Annotated in this window: 16 protein-coding genes and 1 pseudogene; 7 read left to right on the top strand and 10 right to left on the bottom strand. The window is 74.2% G+C overall.

The features are described from left to right. Positions 1-36: 36 nt before the first annotated feature. Both ABD901_RS19155 and ABD901_RS19160 read left to right on the top strand, forming a co-directional pair. A complete protein-coding gene (locus ABD901_RS19155) occupies positions 37-600 on the top strand; it encodes a helix-turn-helix domain-containing protein (RefSeq protein WP_345128386.1) in 564 nt (187 codons plus the stop codon). Continuing rightward, complete coding sequence (locus ABD901_RS19160; RefSeq protein WP_345128387.1) at positions 587-1,474, top strand: SRPBCC family protein; 888 nt, start codon at positions 587-589, stop codon at positions 1,472-1,474. The genes ABD901_RS19155 and ABD901_RS19160 overlap by 14 nt, the downstream gene beginning before the upstream one ends. Before the next feature lie 48 nt (positions 1,475-1,522). On the opposite strand, the gene ABD901_RS19165 is transcribed toward ABD901_RS19160, so the two are convergent. The 6 genes and pseudogenes from ABD901_RS19165 to ABD901_RS19190 all read right to left on the bottom strand — a co-directional run bounded on the left by ABD901_RS19165 (position 1,523) and on the right by ABD901_RS19190 (position 6,679). Further along, on the bottom strand, positions 1,523-2,287 hold the full coding sequence (locus ABD901_RS19165; protein WP_345128389.1) for a hypothetical protein: 765 nt from the start codon (positions 2,285-2,287) through the stop codon (positions 1,523-1,525). Then, positions 2,272-2,820, bottom strand: a complete 549-nt coding sequence (locus ABD901_RS19170) for an RNA polymerase sigma factor (RefSeq protein WP_345128391.1) — start codon at positions 2,818-2,820, stop codon at positions 2,272-2,274. Before ABD901_RS19170 ends, ABD901_RS19165 begins: the two co-directional genes overlap by 16 nt. 67 nt (positions 2,821-2,887) lie before the next feature. After that, positions 2,888-3,883 (bottom strand): acyl-CoA dehydrogenase family protein, encoded by a 996-nt coding sequence (locus ABD901_RS19175; RefSeq protein WP_345128587.1) that lies wholly within the window; start codon positions 3,881-3,883, stop codon positions 2,888-2,890. Then, positions 3,878-4,990, bottom strand: a pseudogene (locus tag ABD901_RS19180) (acyl-CoA dehydrogenase family protein); the annotation flags it as partial. The gene ABD901_RS19175 and the pseudogene ABD901_RS19180, both read right to left, overlap by 6 nt. Beyond that, the gene (locus ABD901_RS19185) at positions 4,980-5,828 is read right to left on the bottom strand and encodes an SDR family oxidoreductase (protein ID WP_345128393.1); all 849 of its coding nucleotides are present in this window, start codon (positions 5,826-5,828) and stop codon (positions 4,980-4,982) included. The pseudogene ABD901_RS19180 and the gene ABD901_RS19185, both read right to left, overlap by 11 nt. Next, the gene (locus tag ABD901_RS19190; RefSeq protein ID WP_345128395.1) at positions 5,825-6,679 is read right to left on the bottom strand and encodes an LLM class F420-dependent oxidoreductase; all 855 of its coding nucleotides are present in this window, start codon (positions 6,677-6,679) and stop codon (positions 5,825-5,827) included. The genes ABD901_RS19185 and ABD901_RS19190 overlap by 4 nt, the downstream gene beginning before the upstream one ends. A 42-nt stretch (positions 6,680-6,721) precedes the next feature. Here ABD901_RS19190 and ABD901_RS19195 point away from each other — a divergent pair, with 42 nt between their 5' ends. After that, positions 6,722-7,471 (top strand): SDR family NAD(P)-dependent oxidoreductase, encoded by a 750-nt coding sequence (locus tag ABD901_RS19195; protein ID WP_345128397.1) that lies wholly within the window; start codon positions 6,722-6,724, stop codon positions 7,469-7,471. Here ABD901_RS19195 and ABD901_RS19200 read toward each other — a convergent pair. After that, positions 7,459-8,226: an SDR family oxidoreductase gene (locus tag ABD901_RS19200; RefSeq protein ID WP_345128398.1), complete on the bottom strand. Its 768-nt coding sequence runs from the start codon at positions 8,224-8,226 to the stop codon at positions 7,459-7,461. The two genes, ABD901_RS19195 and ABD901_RS19200, sit on opposite strands and share 13 nt — an antisense overlap. Next, the gene (locus ABD901_RS19205; protein WP_345128399.1) at positions 8,201-9,352 is read right to left on the bottom strand and encodes an acetyl-CoA C-acetyltransferase; all 1,152 of its coding nucleotides are present in this window, start codon (positions 9,350-9,352) and stop codon (positions 8,201-8,203) included. The genes ABD901_RS19200 and ABD901_RS19205 overlap by 26 nt, the downstream gene beginning before the upstream one ends. Before the next feature lie 45 nt (positions 9,353-9,397). Between ABD901_RS19205 and ABD901_RS19210 the strand changes: the two genes are divergently transcribed. Genes ABD901_RS19210 through ABD901_RS19225 form a run of 4 tightly spaced genes read left to right on the top strand, consistent with a single transcriptional unit; the run spans position 9,398 to position 13,638 of the window. Next, on the top strand, positions 9,398-10,903 hold the full coding sequence (locus ABD901_RS19210; RefSeq protein ID WP_345128401.1) for a FadD3 family acyl-CoA ligase: 1,506 nt from the start codon (positions 9,398-9,400) through the stop codon (positions 10,901-10,903). Continuing rightward, positions 10,900-11,580 carry an SDR family NAD(P)-dependent oxidoreductase gene (locus ABD901_RS19215; protein WP_345128402.1) on the top strand — a complete coding sequence of 227 codons (681 nt, stop codon included), beginning with the start codon at positions 10,900-10,902 and terminating at the stop codon, positions 11,578-11,580. The genes ABD901_RS19210 and ABD901_RS19215 overlap by 4 nt, the downstream gene beginning before the upstream one ends. Before the next feature lie 13 nt (positions 11,581-11,593). Continuing rightward, positions 11,594-12,784, top strand: a complete 1,191-nt coding sequence (locus ABD901_RS19220) for an acetyl-CoA C-acetyltransferase (RefSeq protein WP_345128403.1) — start codon at positions 11,594-11,596, stop codon at positions 12,782-12,784. Further along, positions 12,781-13,638: an SDR family NAD(P)-dependent oxidoreductase gene (locus ABD901_RS19225; protein WP_345128404.1), complete on the top strand. Its 858-nt coding sequence runs from the start codon at positions 12,781-12,783 to the stop codon at positions 13,636-13,638. The genes ABD901_RS19220 and ABD901_RS19225 overlap by 4 nt, the downstream gene beginning before the upstream one ends. A gap of 38 nt (positions 13,639-13,676) precedes the next feature. Here the strand turns inward: ABD901_RS19225 and ABD901_RS19230 are convergent, their stop codons facing one another. Next, the gene (locus ABD901_RS19230; RefSeq protein WP_345128405.1) at positions 13,677-14,738 is read right to left on the bottom strand and encodes a hypothetical protein; all 1,062 of its coding nucleotides are present in this window, start codon (positions 14,736-14,738) and stop codon (positions 13,677-13,679) included. Between the two features lie 72 nt (positions 14,739-14,810). Then, positions 14,811-16,406, bottom strand: a complete 1,596-nt coding sequence (locus ABD901_RS19235) for a class I adenylate-forming enzyme family protein (protein WP_345128406.1) — start codon at positions 16,404-16,406, stop codon at positions 14,811-14,813. Positions 16,407-16,469 lie beyond the last annotated feature (63 nt).

The following is a 16,469-nucleotide window of genomic DNA, read 5'->3' on the forward strand; positions in this document are numbered from 1 at the left end:
ACAAAAAAATGTTTTACGTAAAGACTGATTTTCGTCATGAGAGACGTCGTCTACCTCGACCAGATCGAGCAGGCTGAGGCCCTGCTCAAGCCGCAGCGGATCGAAGTGCTGCGGCAGCTCGCCGAGCCCCGGTCGTGCACCGAGGTCGCGGTCGAGCTCGACCAGACCCCGCAGCGGGTCTACTACCACGTGAAGCGCCTGCTGGAGGCCGGCCTGGTCCGTCAGGTGGCCGAGCGCCGGGTGCGCGGAATCCACGAGGGGATCTACCAAGCGGCCGGCCGGTCCTACTGGCTGTCACCCGCTCTGGTGGGCCGGATCGGCCTGCGCCAGGCCCGCGACCAACTCAGCCTGGGCTACCTGGTCGACCTGATGGAGGACGTGCAGGCGGACGTCGCCGCGCTCGACCTCACCCGGCCCGACCTGCCCTCGATCGCCATGTCCGGGGACATCCGGGTGCGCCCGGAGCATCGCAAGGCGTTCCTCGACGAGTTGCAGCAGATGCTGCAGGACCTGTTCACCCGCTACGGCGGTGCCGAGGGCGACGCGTTCCGCCTCGCCGTCGCCTGCTATCCGAAGGGAGATCCCGATGATCGAGCCTGACCTGCGCCTGCGCGCGGTCGTTCCGGCCCCGCTGAAGGTCACGTACGAGGCGCTGACCGATCCGGCCGCGTTACGTGTGTGGCTGGCCGAGCACGCCGAGGTCGACCTGCCCGGCAGGTACGAGTTCTGGGGCCGCTTCACGCCGGACGGCGCCGAGCCGCACCAGCGCGTGCTGCACGTGGACGAGCGCACCATCCGGTTCGCCTGGACCGTCGACGGCGTGGAGACCACGTCGCAGTTCGAGGTGGCCGAGGACGAGGACGGCACGCTGGTCACGCTGAGCCAGACCGACCTGCCCAGCTTCGAGGAGATCCTGGCCGACACCGCCGGTCCCCGCGGAGCGCTGCAGACGTTCTGGACGCTGGCGATCGCCAACCTGGCCGACTATCTGGCCGGTCGTGAGCCGACGCCCAAGTGTGACTTCACGTCGGCCGAGCTGCGCGCCTCGGTGGTGATCGACGCGACGCCGGACGAGGTGTTCGACTCGATGACCCAGGCGGAGCAGTACCGCAAGTGGTCCGGCGCCAACGTCGACATCGAGCCCTATGTGGGCGGCCGTTTCGCGATGGGCGGCTTCGACCTGGATCCCGGGGGAATCAAGTTCGTCGAGTTCGAGCCGGGTCGCAAGGCGACACTGCGGTTCGCCGACGGCGTCACCTCCAGTTGGGAGCTCGAGGGGTCGGACGGCAAGACCCGGCTCACCTCGACGCAGAGCGGGTTCGACCCCACCAACCCGCCATACCCGGGCTGGGCAGGCTGGCTGAGCGGCCTCGCCGCGCTGCGGCGCTACCACGAACTGCCGCAGTGGCGCCCGATCTGGCGCGAGATCGAGATCGCCGGCGTCCCCGCCGGCATGTTCGCGGCCGACGAATGAGATGAGCGCCCCGGAACGCGTTCCGGGGCGCTCATCAACAGAATCCGGCTACGGGAGCTCGGAGGGGCGGCGGCTCGTGGTCGTGGTGGCGGTGTGGACGATCACCGTGAGGTGGTCGAAATCGCCGCCCTCGGGGCCGGGCCACCAGGCCGCCCACCAGCCGGCCTTGACGCTGGCCTGCACGACGCGGCCGTTGTCCAGGCGCACCTCGACCCCGGTGACGCCGGGGCCGACGAGGCCGATGATGTTGGACCACTCGTGGCCGCGGTTGCCCATCGAGCTCATCGTCTCCAGGCTGACCTGGCCGGGCGGCGGCGCCGGGAGCGGGCCGTCGTCGATGAGGCCCATCGAGGCGAGGTTGTGGCCGCCCGCGCTCAGGCACTCCACGATCTTGCCGGACTTGCGCATGATGAGCAGGGTTGCGATGCCGCGCTGCTCGGCGAGGACGACGTCGTCGGGGCGCACCGTCGCGGAACGGCCGCCGACCTCGTTGTCCGCGCACTCGCGGGCCTGTGGGAGGACCTGGTCGCCGGTGCGGGCCGTCGGCACCGCGGTCCAGGCGGCCATGGCCTTCTGTGCGGTGCCGGGCAGCACCGCGGGCACGATCACGGCCGCCGCGGCCCCCGTGGCCACGGTGGCGGCGCCGACCACGAGCCAGCGCGCGGCCCGGTGCCGGGCCGGCCGCCCCTCCGACGTGGCCATGGTGCGCTCGATGAAGGCCCGCGAGCGGGTCCACTCGGCGTCGGTGGGTTCGCGGCCGCGCGACGGGTCGAGAACGGCCAGCGATTCGAGGTCCTTCATGCCTGCGTCCATGACCGCTCCTTCAGGGCTTCCGTTCGAGTGATGGCGGGGGTCGGTGCCGCGGGGCCGTCCAGGGCGGCTCGCAGGCGTTGGCGGGCACGGGTCAGGCGCATGGCGTACGTGGTGCGGCGGCAGCCGAGTACCGTCGCCGCCTGTTCCGTCGTCAGGCCGTCGAAGGCGACCAGGGCGAGGACCTCGCGGTCGGCCGCGGTCAGGGAACGCCAGGCGCGGTCCAGGTCGATGCGGGTCGCCGCCGCGGCCGTGTTGTCCTCGGTGTCGAGCGGCTCGCGGGCCGCCAGGCGGACGTCCAGGGCGCGGCGGCGCAACCAGCCGCGCGCGCCGTTCGCCATGGTGTTCCGTGCCACGGCGAACAGCCATGGGCGGGCGTCCGACGGCATGTCGGCGAAGCGGCGCCAGGCCGTCAGGTACACCGTGGAGACGATGTCCTCGGCCTCACCCTCCGGGACCCGGCGCTCCACGAAGCGTAAGAGGTCGGCGTAGGTGTCGCGGTGCAAGGCGCGAAAGCGCTCCTCGCGCCCGCTCATGTACGAACTTCCTTGGGTTCCATACCCCCTACCTGTCCGGCACGGCAGGGGGTGTCACACCCGAACCCTACGCGAAGGCCCTGGCCAGCAGGAGGCGGCGCAGGGACGCCGGGTCGCCGGCCAGCAGGTGGTTGGCGGCGGCGCGTTTGAGGTACCGATGGGCGGAATGTTCCCAGGTGAACCCGATGCCGCCGAGCAGCTGGATCGCCTCGCGGGTCAGCGTGAACGCCGCCTCCGTGGCCGACAGCTTCGCCAGGGGTGCCGCCAGCGCGAACTCCTCGGTGCCGGCCACCCGCAGGGCGTGACGGGCCGTGGACGTGGCCTGTTCGAGGAGCACGTACAGGTCGGCGACGCGGTGACGGAGGGCCTGGAAGGTGGACAACGGGACGCCGAACTGGTGGCGGGTCTGGAGGTGCTCGACCGCGATGCGCAGCGCAGCGCGGGCCACGCCGACGGACTCGGCGGCCAGAGCCGCGTGCAGCACGTCCAGGGCGTGCTGGGCGCCGGCCGGGGCGACCAGGCGGGCGGGTGCCGCGGTGAAAACGACGGTGGCCTGGCCGCGGGTCGAGTCCAGGGTCGGGACGGGGTGGGCCACCGCGGCGTCGGTGGCGTAGAGGGAGCCGGCGGCCTCGACGATGAAGACGCCGGCGGCATCGCCGTCCAGGACGTGCTCGACGCGGCCGTCCAGCACACCGGTGCGCTCGTCGAAGGTGACGCCGCCGCCCAGCGCGAGGGCCGCGATCGTCGTGCCCTCCGCCAGCGACGGCAGCAGGGCCGCGGCGGCGGGCAGTGCGGGGTCCAGGGACAGGGCGGCGGCGGTGGTGGACAGCAGCGGGGCGGCCAGCAGGGCGGCGCCGGCCTCCTCCAGGGCGATGCCGGCCTCGACGAACGTCGCGCCGAAGCCGCCGTGCTCCTCGGCGATGGGCAGGGCGGTCAGGCCGAGCTCGCCGGTCAGGCGCTCCCAGCTGTACCCGGGCGAGGCCAGGAAGGCCCGCACCGAGTCGCGCAGCGCCGCCTGCTCCGGGGTGAACTCTCCCGCGAAGTCCACTGTGGACGCTCCCATCCGGCGCGAGGCGATGATGTTGCGCTGGATCTCGTTCGAGCCGCCGTAGATGGTGTCGGCGCGGGTGAACAGGAACAGGTGCTGGGCGTCGGTGAGCTCGTACGGCGCGCCGCGCAGCACCGTTGCCGACGGGCCGTCGACGGCCAGGGCCAGCTCGCCCAGCGACTGGTGCCAGGTTGCCCACAGCAGCTTCGCCACCGAGGCGGCGGTCGGGTCGGGTTCCGTGGCCGACAGGGTGCGCAGCGCGTGGTGGCGCAGGCCCTGCAGGCCCGCCCAGGCGGCGACGACGCGGTCGGCGACCAGCGGATCGCAGAGTGCGGCCCGTGCGACCACCGCGTCGAGCTCGCGGGCAAAGCCGACCTGCTGGCCGAGCGTCGCCACGCCGCGCTCGAAGGCGAGGGTGCTGGTGGCGACCCGCCAGCCGTCGCCGGGGGAGCCGACGACGTTGGCCTCGTCGGTGACCGCGGCGTCGAAGAAGACCTCGTTGAACTCCGACGTGCCGGTCAGCTGCACGATCGGGCGGACCCGCACGCCGTCCTGGCGCATGGGGACCAGCAGGTAGGACAGGTCGGCCTTGCGCTCGCCGGGGCCGGTGCGGGCCAGCACGAAGCACCAGTCGGCGATGTGTGCCAGGGACGTCCACACCTTCTGGCCGGTGACGCGCCACTCGCCGTCGGTCAGTTCGGCCCGGGTGCGCACGCCGGCGAGGTCGGAGCCGGCCTCCGGCTCGGAGTACCCCTGACACCACAGCTCCTCGCCCCGCGCGATCGGCGGCAGGAACCGCGCCTGCTGCTCCTCGGTGCCGTGCGCAATGAGCGTGGGTGCGAGCAGGTACTCGCCGATGTGGCTCAGCCGGCCCGGGCCGCCAGCCCGCGCGTACTCCTCGAAGAACACGACCTGCTCGGCGATGCTGGCGCCGCGGCCGTACGGCTCGGGCCAGCCCAGGCCGATCCAGCCGGCCGCGCCGAGCTCGCGCTCCCAGCGGGCGCGCAGGTCCAGGTGCTCGTGCTCGCGGCCGGGCCCGCCGGTGCCGACGAGCGGTGCGAAGTCGCCGGTGAGGTGCTCGGCCAGCCAGGCGCGCACCTCGGCGCGAAAGTCACGCCCCATACACGGCCGCCGGCTGTGGCGCGCGGGCGAGCAGGTCGCGCACGACGGGGCCGAGCTCGGCGGGGTCCCACCGGCGGCCGGCGTCGGCGGCGGGGCCGGGCTGCCAGCCGTCGGCGACGCTGATGCTGCCGCCGGAGACCTCGAACACGCGGCCGGTGACGAAGCCGGCCTCGGCGGAGGCGAGCCAGACGACGAGCGGCGAGACGTTCTCGGGGGCCATGGTGTCGAAGCCTCGCTCGGGGGCGCGCATGGCGTCGGCGAAGACCTCCTCGGTCATCGCGGTGCGCGCGCTGGGCGCGATCGCGTTGACGGTGACGCCGTAGCGGAGGAGCTCGGCGGCGGCGACCTGGGTGAGCGCGGCGACGCCGGCCTTGGCCGCGCTGTAGTTGGCCTGCCCGACGCTGCCGAGCAGGCCGGCGCCGGAGGTGGTGTTCACGACCCGGGCGTCGACCGGCGCGCCGGCCTTGGCCTGCGCCCGCCAGTGCGCGGCGGCGTGCCGCAGCGGTGCCGCGCAGCCCTTGAGGTTCACCCGGATGACCGCGTCCCACTCGGCCTCGGTGAGGTTGGTGAGCATCCGGTCGCGGGCCAGGCCGGCGTTGTTGACGAGCGCGTCGAGGCGGCCGGTCGACGAGACCGCGCGCTCGATCAGCGCGGCGGCGAAGTCCCAGTCGGCGATGTCGCCGGCCATGACGTCCGCCGCGGGGCACTGCGCGGCGACGGCCTCGAGGCGCTCGGCCGACAAGTCGTTGAGGAGCACGTGGTGCCCCGTCGCGGCGAACGCGAGGGCGTGCGCGCGGCCGAGCCCCTGCCCGGCACCGGTGACGATGACCGTTCTCATACCCCGAGGACCTCCCGCTGGTAGCGCCGCACCTTGTCCCGCACCCCGACCGGGTCGTCCGGGTCGGCGCGGATGACGACCCGCGCGACGCCGAGCGAGCGCAGGATCTCCAGTTCGCCGCGCCCGCCGGGGGCGCGCATCGTGATCTCCACCTCGGCCGGGTCGCGGCCGATCGCGCGGCACTCGGCGTGCAACCGATCGCGCAGGGCGGCGAAGTCGGCGCCGCGCACGCCGAGGGGATACCAGCCGTCGCCGTAGCGAGCGGCGCGGCGCACGGAGGCCGCGCTGTGCCCGCCGACGACGATGGGGACCGTGCCCCGCACCGGGCGCGGGCGGCTGTGGACCGGGCCGAAGGACACGAAGCGGCCCTGGTACCGCGCCGGCGCAGCCGTCCACAGGGCGCGCATCGCCTCGAGGTACTCGTCGGCGCGCGCGCCCCGCTCGGCGAACGGCACGCCGAGCGCGTCGTACTCCTCCTTGAGCCAGCCGACCCCGATCCCGGCCATGAGCCGCCCGCCGCTGAGCGCGTCGAGGGTGGCGAGGCGCTTGGCGAGGTCGACCGGGTTGTGCTCGGGCAGGATGAGCATCGCCGTGCCGAGCCGCAGCGTGCTGGTGTGCGCCGCGGCGAACGTCAGCCAGTGCAGCGGGTCCGGGATGTCGTCGTCCGGGCCGAGGCTCATGCGGCCGCTGCGGTCGTACGGGTAGGCACTGGCGTAGTCGTCCGGCACGATCACGTGCTCGACGGCCCAGACCGACTCGCAGCCGAGGTCCTCCAGCAGCCGCACGAACCGGGCGACGGTGGCGGGATCGGCGCGGCCGGCGCTCGGCATGACCCCGAGTTTCAGTTCCACGGGCGGTACTCTACCAAACGCTTGCTTGGTAATGTGCGGGTCATGCAGCGAGATTTCGCCTACCGCCGCGGGGTCGCGGTCGTCACCGGTGCCACGGGCGGGATCGGCGCCGCCGTCGCGCGCATGCTCACCGCCCGCGGCAGCGCCGTCGTGCTCGCCTACCGCTCCGCCGGCGCGGTGGCCGATGCCCTGGCCGCCGAGCTGCCCCGCGCGAGCGCGGTGCGAGCGGACCTGACCGATCCCGCCGCGTGCGCCGCGCTCATCGAGGCGGCCGGCGAGGTGCACACGCTCGTGCACGCCGCCGGACCCCACGTGCCGATGATGCACCTGAGCCGGGTCGAGCCGGACCGCTTCGCCGAGCAGGTCGCCCAGGACGTGCTCGCCTGCTTCAACGTGGTCCGCGCGGCCCTGCCGGCGCTGCGGGCCGCCCGCGGGAGCCTGGTAGCGGTGACGACCGCGGCGACGCGGCGGTTCCCGGTCCGGGACGGTTTGTCGGCGGTACCCAAGGGCGCGGTCGAGGCGCTCGTGCGGGGCGTCGCCGCGGAGGAGGGCCGCTACGGCGTCCGCGCCAACTGCGTCGGCCCGGGCATGCTCACCGACGGCATGGCCACCCGGCTCATGGCCTCCGGCGACCTCGACGAGCGTGCCCTGGAGGCGGCCCGGGCCAACATCCCGCTGCGCTCGTTCGGGTCCGCACAGGACGTGGCCGAGGCGGTGTGCTTCCTGGCCAGCGACCGCGCCCGGTTCATCTCCGGGCAGAAGCTCGACGTCGACGGCGGCTACGGCGTCTGAGGCCGGGCCGTGTCGGAGTACCGCGGCACCTGGCCGCCGCCGTCGACGACCAGCGACGCGCCGGTCACGTAGCCGGCCAGGGGAGAGGCGAGCAGCAGCACGGCGTCGGCGATGTCCTGCGGCGTGGCCATGCGTCCCAGCGGTACCGTCGCGGCCACCGCGGCCAATGCGGACTCGTCGCCGTAGTGTGCCGCGTTGTCCTCCGTGCGCACCGCGCCCGCGGTGACGGTGTTGACCCGCACCTTCGGCGCCCACTCCAGTGCCAGGGCGCGGGTGAGGACCTCGAGGCCGCCCTTCGCCGCCGCGTACGCCGCGGTGCCGGGCGCCGGGCGCAGCGCCGACACGCTGCCGATGTTCACGATGAGCCCGCCGCCGTCCTGGCCCTGCATGACGGCGTTGGCGGCCTGGGCGACGAAGAACGGCGCGAGCAGGTTGAGCCGCACGATCGCGGTGACGAGGCCGGGTGAGGCGGTCGCGGCCGGTGTGGGCGGGCCGCCGCCGGCGTTGTTCACCACCAGGTCGAGCCGGCCGTAGGCGTCGACGGCGGCGGCGACCAGCGCGGCCGCCTCCTGCGGCTCGCGCACGTCGGCCCGCAGGAACGCGACGCCGTCCGGCAGCGCATCGGGCTCGCGGCGGCCGCAGGTCAGCACGCGGTAGCCCGCGCCGGCCAGACGCTCGGCGACCGCGCGCCCGATGCCGCGCGTGCCGCCGGTGACGATCGCCGCCGGCTCAGAGCCGCTCGATGACGGTGACATTGGCCGTACCACCGCCCTCGCACATCGTCTGCAGCCCGTACCGCCCGCCGCGCGCCTCCAGCTCGTGCAGCAGCGTCGTCATCAGCCGGGCGCCGGTCGCGCCGAGCGGGTGGCCGAGCGCGACCGCGCCGCCGTTGACGTTCACCCGCGCCGGGTCGGCGCCGGTCTCGTGCAGCCAGGAGAGCACCACGGGTACGAACGCCTCATTGATCTCGACGAGGTCGATGTCGCCGATCGTCAGCCCGGCCCGGCGCAACGCGTGCGCGGTCGCCGGGATCGGCCCGGTGAGCATGTACACCGGGTCGTCGGCGAGCACCGAGAGGTGGTGGACGCGGGCGCGGGGCCGCAGCCCGTGCTCGCGCACCGCCCGCTCGGAGGCGACCAGCAGCGCGGCCGCCCCGTCGGAGATCTGGCTCGCGAGGGCGGCGGTGACCACCCCGTCCGGGGTGAGCGTCGGCAGGGTCGCCATCTTCTCCAGGCTGGTGTCGCGGCGGGGGCCCTCGTCGCGCTCGACGCCGGCGATCGGCTCGATCTCGCGCGCGAACCGCCCGCCGTCGATCGCGGCGAGCGCGCGGCGGTGGCTGTCCAGGGCGTACCGCTCCATCTCCTCGCGGGTCAGCGACCACTTGCGCGCGATGAGCTCGGCCGAGCGGAACTGGCTGATCTCCTGCTCGCCGTAGCGCTCCCGCCAGCCGGCCGAGCCGCGGAACGGGTCGTCGAAGCCGTACTGCCGCCCGGCCAGCATCGCCGCCGAGATCGGGATCGCGCTCATGTTCTGCACGCCGCCGGCCACGACGAGGTCGGCCGTGCCCGACATGACCGCCTGCGCCGCGAAATGCACCGCCTGCTGCGAGGAGCCGCACTGCCGGTCGACGGTCACGCCCGGCACGTGCTCGGGCAGGCCCGCGGCGAGCCAACTGGTGCGGGCGATGTTGCCGGCCTGCGGGCCGAGCGCGTCGACGCAGCCGAAGATCACGTCGTCGACCGCGGCCGGGTCGATCCCGCTGCGGCCGACCAGCGTGCGCAGCACGTGCGCGCCGAGATCGGCCGGGTGGACGCCGGACAGGCCGCCACCGCGGCGCCCCACCGGCGTGCGGACCGCTTCCACCAGGTATGCCTCCGTCATGCTCAGACCTTACCAAACGAGCGCTTGGTTGGTAAGGTGCCTGTCATGGAACCGTTGGACGCCCGCACCCTGCCAGACCTGGTCCGGGCCGGCGCCGCGCACCACCGCGACCGCGAGGCGATCGTCGACGGCGCCGTCCGGCTGACCTACGCCCAGCTCGGCGCGGAGGTCGACCGCTTCGCCGAGGCCCTCGCCGCCCGGGGCATCGCCAAGGGCGACCGGGTCGCCCTGTGGGCACCCAACGGCTGGCGCTGGATCGTCGCCGCCCTCGGCATCGTCTCAGCCGGCGGGGTGCTCGTGCCGCTGAACACGCGCTTCAAGGGGCCCGAGGCGGCGTACATCCTCGCCCGCAGCGGCGCCCGCCTGCTCCTGGTCGACGACGGCTTCCTCGGCAACCGCTACATCGACTCGCTCGCCGCCGCCGCGGCCGAGACCCCACTGCCGGACCTGGCCGAGACCGTCGACCTCGCCGGCTGGGACGCGTTCGTCGCCGTTGGCCGGCCCGTCGACGCCGTCGTGCACCCCGACGACCTCTCCGACCTGTTCTTCACCAGCGGCACGACCGGCCACCCCAAAGGCGCGATGCTCACCCATCGGCAGAGCACCGAGCTCTACGTCGCCTGGAGCGAGCTGGCGGGGCTGCGCGAGGGGGACCGGTACCTGCTGGTCAACCCCTGCTTCAACACCTTCGGCTACAAGGCCGGCGTGATCGCCTGCCTGCTGCGCGGGGCCACCATCGTGCCGCAGGCCGTCTTCGACGTGCCGACCACGCTCGAGATCGTGCAGCGCGAGCGGATCACCGTGCTGCCGGGGCCGCCGACGCTGTACACCTCGATGCTCGACCACCCCGGCCGGGCCGGCTACGACCTGTCCAGCCTGCGGGTCGCGGTCACCGGCGCCACCATCGTGCCGGTCGTCATGATCGAGCGGCTGCGCGCCGAGCTCGCCCTGCAGACCGTGCTCACCGCATACGGGCTCACCGAGTCGTGCGGTACCGCCACCATGTGCCGCCCCGACGACGACCCGCACACCGTCGCCACCACCTGCGGCGCCGCGGTCCCCGGCGTCGAGGTGCGCATCGACGAGACCACCGGCGAGGTCCTGATCCGCGGCTACAACGTCATGCGGGGGTACTTCGACGACCCCCGCGCCACCGCCGACGCCATCGACGCCGAGGGCTGGCTGCACACCGGCGACGTCGGCACGCTGGACGAGCGCGGCTACCTGCGCATCACCGACCGGCTCAAGGACATGTTCATCGTCGGCGGCTTCAACGCCTACCCGGCCGAGATCGAGCAGGTCCTCGCCCGCCACCCCGCGGTCGCCGAGGTCGCCGTCATCGGCGTGCCCGACGAGCGGCTCGGCGAGGTCGCCCGCGCGTTCGTCGTCGCGCGGCCCGGCCCGCCGCCCGACCCCGGCGACCTGGCCGCCTTCTGCCGCGAGCGGCTCGCCAACTACAAGCAGCCGCGCTCGTTCGTGCTCGTGCCGGCCCTGCCCCGCAACGCCAGCGGCAAGGTGCTCAAGACGACGCTGCGGGCGGGTGCGCGATGAGCCTCGGCTTCACACCCGGCGACACCGTCGTCGTCACCGGCGGCGCCAGCGGCATCGGGGCCGCCACCGCCGCCCGCGCGGCCGCGGAGGGCCTGCGCGTCGTCGTATGGGACCTCGCGCCGACGCCCGGGGGAGCCGTCGTCGACGTGCGCGACGCGGCCGCCGTCGCCGCCGCGCTCGCCGACGCCGGGCCGGTGCGCTACCTCGTCAACAACGCCGGCCCGGCCAGCGGCGGCCCGTCGCTGGCGTTCGCCGACGGGCTCGCGTTCACCGCCGGCAGCGTCGAGACCGTCACCTCCGCCTGGCTGGCGACCGGGCCGCCGGACGGGGCCGCCGTCGTCAACGTCGCCTCCGTCGCCGGAAACCTCGTCGGCACCGACTCGCCGTGGTACAGCGCGGGCAAGGCGGCGATCGCCGGATACACCCGGCATCTGGCGACCCGGGCGGCACCCCGGGTGCGCGCGAACGCCGTCGCACCAGGCTTCATCGACACGCCACGCATGGCCGGCTTCGCCGACTCGCCGCTGGGCCGCTCGCTCATCCAGCGCAACCCGATGGGTCGCGCCGGGCGGCCCGAGGACGTCGCCGCCGCCGTGCTGTTCCTGCTCTCGCCGGGCGCCGCGTACGTCAACGGCGTCCTGCTGCCCGTCGACGGCGGCTGGACCGTCGCGCAGTGAAAGGGGATCCACATTGGACGCCGTGATCGTCTCTGCCGTCCGTTCGCCGATCGGCCGCGCCTACAAGGGCTCCCTGACCGGTGTGCGTGCCGACGACCTCGCCGCGCAGGTCGTGGCCAAGGCCCTCGCCAAGGTGCCCGCCCTCGACCCGGCAACGCTCGACGACGTGCTGCTCGGGTGCGCGCAGCCGGCCGGCGAACAGGGGTACAACCTCGGCCGGCAGGTCGCCCTGCACCTCGGCCTCGACATGGTGCCCGGCACCACCGTCAACCGCTACTGCGCCTCCTCGCTGCAGGCGATCCGGATGGCCTTCCACGCCATCCGGGCGGGGGAGGGCCACGCGTTCGTCGCCGCCGGGGCCGAGGTCGTCTCGCACTACCCGGCCGGCAAGTCCGACGGCATGCCCGGCACCCGCAACCCCCGCTGGCCCGAGCGCGGATCGCGCGTGCCCTGGACCGATCCGCGCGAGGCCGGCGAGCTGCCCGACGTGTACATCGCGATGGGCGACACCGCCGAGCACGTCGCCGCCCTGTGCGGCATCAGCCGCCACGAGCAGGACGAGTTCGCGGTGCGCAGCCAGAACAACGCCGAGAAGGCGCAGGCCGACGGCTTCTGGGACCTCGACATCACCCCGGTCACCCTGCCCGACGGCACCGAGCTGCGCCGCGACGACGGCCCGCGCGCCGGCGTGACGCTGGACAAGGTCGCCGCCCTCAAGCCGGTGTTCCGCCCCGACGGTACCGTGACCGCCGGCAACTGCTGCCCGCTCAACGACGGCGCCGCCGCCCTGATCGTGCTCAGCGCCGCCCGAGCCCGCGAGCTCGGGCTGACGCCCCTGGCCCGCATCGTCGCCACCGGCGTCTCCGCGCTCAGCCCCGAGATCATGGGCCTCGGCCCGGTCGAGGCGAGCCGCCGCGCCCTCGCGCACGCCGGCATGAGCATCGGCGACATCGACCTCATCGAGATCAACGAGGCGTTCGCGGCGCAGGTCATCCCGTCGTACCGCCAGCTGGGCGCCGACCCGGAGCGCGTCAACGTCCACGGCGGCGCGATCGCCCTGGGCCACCCGTTCGGCATGACCGGCGCGCGGATCGCCACCACGCTGCTCAACGGCCTCGTGCACCGCGACGCGCAGTTCGGCCTCGAGACCATGTGCACCGCGGGCGGCCAGGGCATGGCGATGATCGTGGAGCGCCTGTCGTGACCGGGTTCCTCGACGGCAAGGCGGTCGTGGTCACCGGCGCCGGCCGCGGCCTCGGCGCCGCCTACGCCCGCCTGGCCGCCGCCGAGGGCGCCGCGGTCGTCGTCAACGACGTCGACGAGTCCCTGGCCGCCGCGGTCGCGGCGGAGATCCGCGCCGCCGGCGGCCGGGCCGAGGCGGTGCCCGGCTCGGTCGCCGACTGGTCGGAAGCCGGCGCGATCGTCGACGCCTGTGTCTCGGCGTTCGGCGCCATCGACGGCCTGGTCAACAACGCCGGCATCTTCCGCCTGGCCGCCCCGGCGGAGCAGGAGCCGGACGAGTTCCGGGCCGTCGTCGAGGTGAACGTGCTCGGCACCGCGTACTGCGGCCTGCACGCCATCCGCGCCATGCTCCCGCGCGGCCGCGGCTCGATCGTCAACGTCACCTCGGGCTCGCACGCCGGCTCGGCCGCGATGGGCGCCTACGGGGCGAGCAAGGGCGCGGTGGCGTCGCTGACGTACTGCTGGGCCGCCGACCTCGCCGGCACCGGCGTGCGCGTCAACGCCGTCTCCCCGAACGCGCACACCCGCATGGCCGACGCCTACGAGACCTACCTGGGCGCGTCCGCGCAGGGCCAGAACGTCCACAAGGACCCGGCGCAGAACGCCCCGGCGGTCGTGTACCTGCTCTCCGACGCCGCCGCCCTGCACGGCCAGGTCGTGCGCATCGACGGCGACGAGCTGTCGATGATCGCCCACCCGACGGTCCAGGGCGACGGCGCCCTCAATCCGGCCTGGACGGTCGGCTCGGTCGCCGCCGCCTTCGAGGCCGGCTCGGTCGGACCGCTCAGCCCGGTCGGCCTGCACCGCGCGTTATAACTGGGGGCGCAGGTCCACGAGCGCACTCCAGCCGCACACTACGACATGGGCGGGAGCCGGTCAGGAAACGCGTGCGCTGCGTGGAGCAGGACCGGGTCGCCGGTACGCGCGTGCTCCCGGATCGCCGCCTCGGCCAGCTTGATCACATGCTCGTCGCCGTGTTCGACCGCACGCCCCAGCACGGTCTCCGGCGCCGGGGCCCGGTCGGGGACCTCCCGGCTCAGCCCGTCGGCGGCCGCGTCCGGGGAACTGGCGGCGATGATCCCGGCCAGCACCTGCCAGGCGGCGGCGATGGTGGGCCGGTGCTGGACCGCCGGCAGGTGGGACAGCACCAGCCGGATGGCCGCCGGAGCGGTCACCGCGTGACAGAAGCCGATGGGCTGGTCAGGATGGGTCCACAGCACCCGCGCCGCCGCGGCGATCAGCTCGTCCAGCGCCTCGTCGGGGTCGGCGGGAGCGCCGTAGGTGTCAAGCGCCGGAGCGAAGCCGTCCAACCGGACGAGCCGGCCCAGGGCACCGCCGATGCCGGGACCGGTGACCGGCTCGTCGGCGTCGCTGCGAGGCAGCCGTGCCAGCGCGTCGCGGGCACCGTACGGGCCGGCGAGGCGCGGGTTGCCCGGCAGCGGCTGGTAACGCGCTCCCCACAGCGCCAGCCCGTGCGCGAGCTCGTCCACGAGCAGCGGATCCGGATCGGCGCCCGCGTTGGCCAACGACCGGACCGCGTGGGCGGTGCGGATGACACCGTGGGTGGCGCTGGCCGCCAGCCCCGGCAGCAGCCGGGGCCACCAGGTGGCGAGCACGTCGCCCCACGGCGCCTCGGCCAGGTCGCGGCGGGTGGTGGCCACCCACCGGGCCAGCAGCCGGACATCGCCGGTGGCCTGCCGCCACTCATCGTCATGCAGCGGCCGGTCCGGCGCCGGCGCAGCCTCCAGGTCGCGGGCGCGCCGGTACCGGGTCGTCCACCCGGGTGCGTAGTCCCCGGCCCCCAGGGTCACCAGGGCCTCTGCGCCCATTGGCCCGTGGTTGGCGAGGAACCCGGCGAACTCGCTCCCGGTGCCACGTAGGCGCTCCAGCGAGTCGAGCAGTGTCTCCGACGTCATGGCGTGACGTTAGGACATATAGCCCGCTTGAGGTCAAGGCGGTGCCCGCCCCCGGCCACGCTTGGTGAAGGTCTAGGCCCCGCGGAGCCGGGCCCGCAGCTGGGCCTTGGCGATCTTGCCGCCGGAGCCGCGCGGGAGGTCGTCGACGATCTCCAGGCGCTCCGGCCAGTTCTCGCGGGACACGCCGCGGGCGTCGAGGTGGGCGCGCAGGGCGTCCAGGTCCAGGGTCGCGGCCTCGCGCAGCACGACGAAGGCGCAGACGCGCTCGCCGAACGTCGGGTCGGGCACCGCCACGGCGGCGACCATCGCCACCGCCGGGTGGGTGCCGACCTGGTCCTCGACGGCGGCGGCGCTGATGTTCTTGCCGCCGCGGATGATGAAGTCCGACACGCGGTCCACCACGCGCAGGTACCCGTCGGCGTCGATGGTGCAGATGTCGCCGGTGAGCATCCAGCCGTCCGGCGTGAAGAGGCGTTCGTTGGCCTCCGGGTCCGCGAAGTACCCCAGGCAGGTCGCCGGCCCGGCGCAGGCCGCCTGCCCGGGGCCGCCGGCGGCGGTGACGTCGGTGCCGTCGGCGGCGAACAGCCGCACCCGCATCTCGTCGATGACCCGCCCGGCGGTGCGCAGCCGCTGCTCGGTGGTGTCGCGCACCGACGTGCGCGACAGCGCGCCGGTCTCGTTGGAGCCGAAGAACTGCAGCACCTTCGCGCCGGTGCGCCGCTCGAACTCGGCGGCCCGCTCGAACGGCACCGCCTCGCCGCCGGTGAACATGCAGCGCAGCGAGGAGAGGTCGACCTCGTCGGCGACGGGCGAGTTGAGCATCATGATGAACTGGGTGCTCACGCAGCAGACCACGGTGACCCGTTCGCGCTCAATGAGGCGCAGCGCCTCGCCGGCGTCGAAGCGGGGCATGACCACTGTCGGCGCGCCGAGCAGCGTCGGGGTGAAGTTCGCCGTCCACTGCGCGAAGCCGTAGGGCGCCGGGATGACGGTCAGGAACACGTCGTCGCCGCGCAGGTCGCCGCACTCGACGGCGAGCTCGTGGTAGTAGAACCACCGGTTCTGGTTGTGCACCACGCACTTGGGCATCCCGGTGGTGCCGGACGTCGAGTTGAGCAGGTGGATGTCGCCGAGCCCGAGCTCGCGCCCGGCCAGGTCCTGTTCCGGGGTTTCGGCCGCCCAGTCGCCGTCGACGATGATGTGCCGCTCGATGCCGAGCCCCTCCACCATCTCGGCCACCGGCGCGCCGCGGTGCTCGGCCGGCGACACGAGCGCGGTGGCCCCGCCGACCGTGAGCAGGTGCCGCACCTCGAGGCGGGCGGCCCGCGGCCCGATCGCGACGACGACCACGCCGGCCTTCATCGCGGCGAGGTACACCACGTGCACCCCGACCCCGTCCGGCAGCAGCACCCCGACCCGCGCACCGCGCTCGAGCCCGGCGCCGGCCAGCCGCCCGGCGAACGCCGTCGACCACGCGTCGAACTGCCGCCACGTCATCCGCTCGTCGCCGGCGATGAACGCGAGCCCGTCCGGGTTCTGCGCGGCGTGCCCGCGCACCACGTCCGGCAGCGTCCGCGTCCCCCAGCGCCCGACGTCGGCGTCGCGCTCGGCGACGTACTTCTCGTGGACGCTTCCGGCCTCGGGAGCCGTTCCGGGTGGGAACTGCACGAGCCGACCCCTTTCCGCCTCTACCAAACAAGCGCTTGGTTGTGCCATTCTGATTCGGTCGGA

Source organism: Dactylosporangium darangshiense, assembly GCF_039537565.1.
GTDB classification, from domain to species: Bacteria; Actinomycetota; Actinomycetes; order Mycobacteriales; family Micromonosporaceae; genus Dactylosporangium; species Dactylosporangium darangshiense.

Excerpts from the sequence above, each read along its gene's own strand:
- ABD901_RS19200 (WP_345128398.1), bottom strand. The coding sequence starts at position 8,226 with ATGTCACCGTCATCGAGCGGCTCTGAGCCGGCGGCGATCGTCACCGGC.
- ABD901_RS19155 (WP_345128386.1), top strand. The coding sequence starts at position 37 with ATGAGAGACGTCGTCTACCTCGACCAGATCGAGCAGGCTGAGGCCCTG.
- ABD901_RS19175 (WP_345128587.1), bottom strand. The coding sequence starts at position 3,883 with ATGGGAGCGTCCACAGTGGACTTCGCGGGAGAGTTCACCCCGGAGCAG.
- ABD901_RS19185 (WP_345128393.1), bottom strand. The coding sequence starts at position 5,828 with ATGAGAACGGTCATCGTCACCGGTGCCGGGCAGGGGCTCGGCCGCGCG.
- ABD901_RS19170 (WP_345128391.1), bottom strand. The coding sequence starts at position 2,820 with ATGAGCGGGCGCGAGGAGCGCTTTCGCGCCTTGCACCGCGACACCTAC.
- ABD901_RS19230 (WP_345128405.1), bottom strand. The coding sequence starts at position 14,738 with ATGACGTCGGAGACACTGCTCGACTCGCTGGAGCGCCTACGTGGCACC.
- ABD901_RS19195 (WP_345128397.1), top strand. The coding sequence starts at position 6,722 with ATGCAGCGAGATTTCGCCTACCGCCGCGGGGTCGCGGTCGTCACCGGT.
- ABD901_RS19205 (WP_345128399.1), bottom strand. The coding sequence starts at position 9,352 with ATGACGGAGGCATACCTGGTGGAAGCGGTCCGCACGCCGGTGGGGCGC.
- ABD901_RS19165 (WP_345128389.1), bottom strand. The coding sequence starts at position 2,287 with ATGGACGCAGGCATGAAGGACCTCGAATCGCTGGCCGTTCTCGACCCG.
- ABD901_RS19215 (WP_345128402.1), top strand. The coding sequence starts at position 10,900 with ATGAGCCTCGGCTTCACACCCGGCGACACCGTCGTCGTCACCGGCGGC.
- ABD901_RS19160 (WP_345128387.1), top strand. The coding sequence starts at position 587 with ATGATCGAGCCTGACCTGCGCCTGCGCGCGGTCGTTCCGGCCCCGCTG.
- ABD901_RS19210 (WP_345128401.1), top strand. The coding sequence starts at position 9,398 with ATGGAACCGTTGGACGCCCGCACCCTGCCAGACCTGGTCCGGGCCGGC.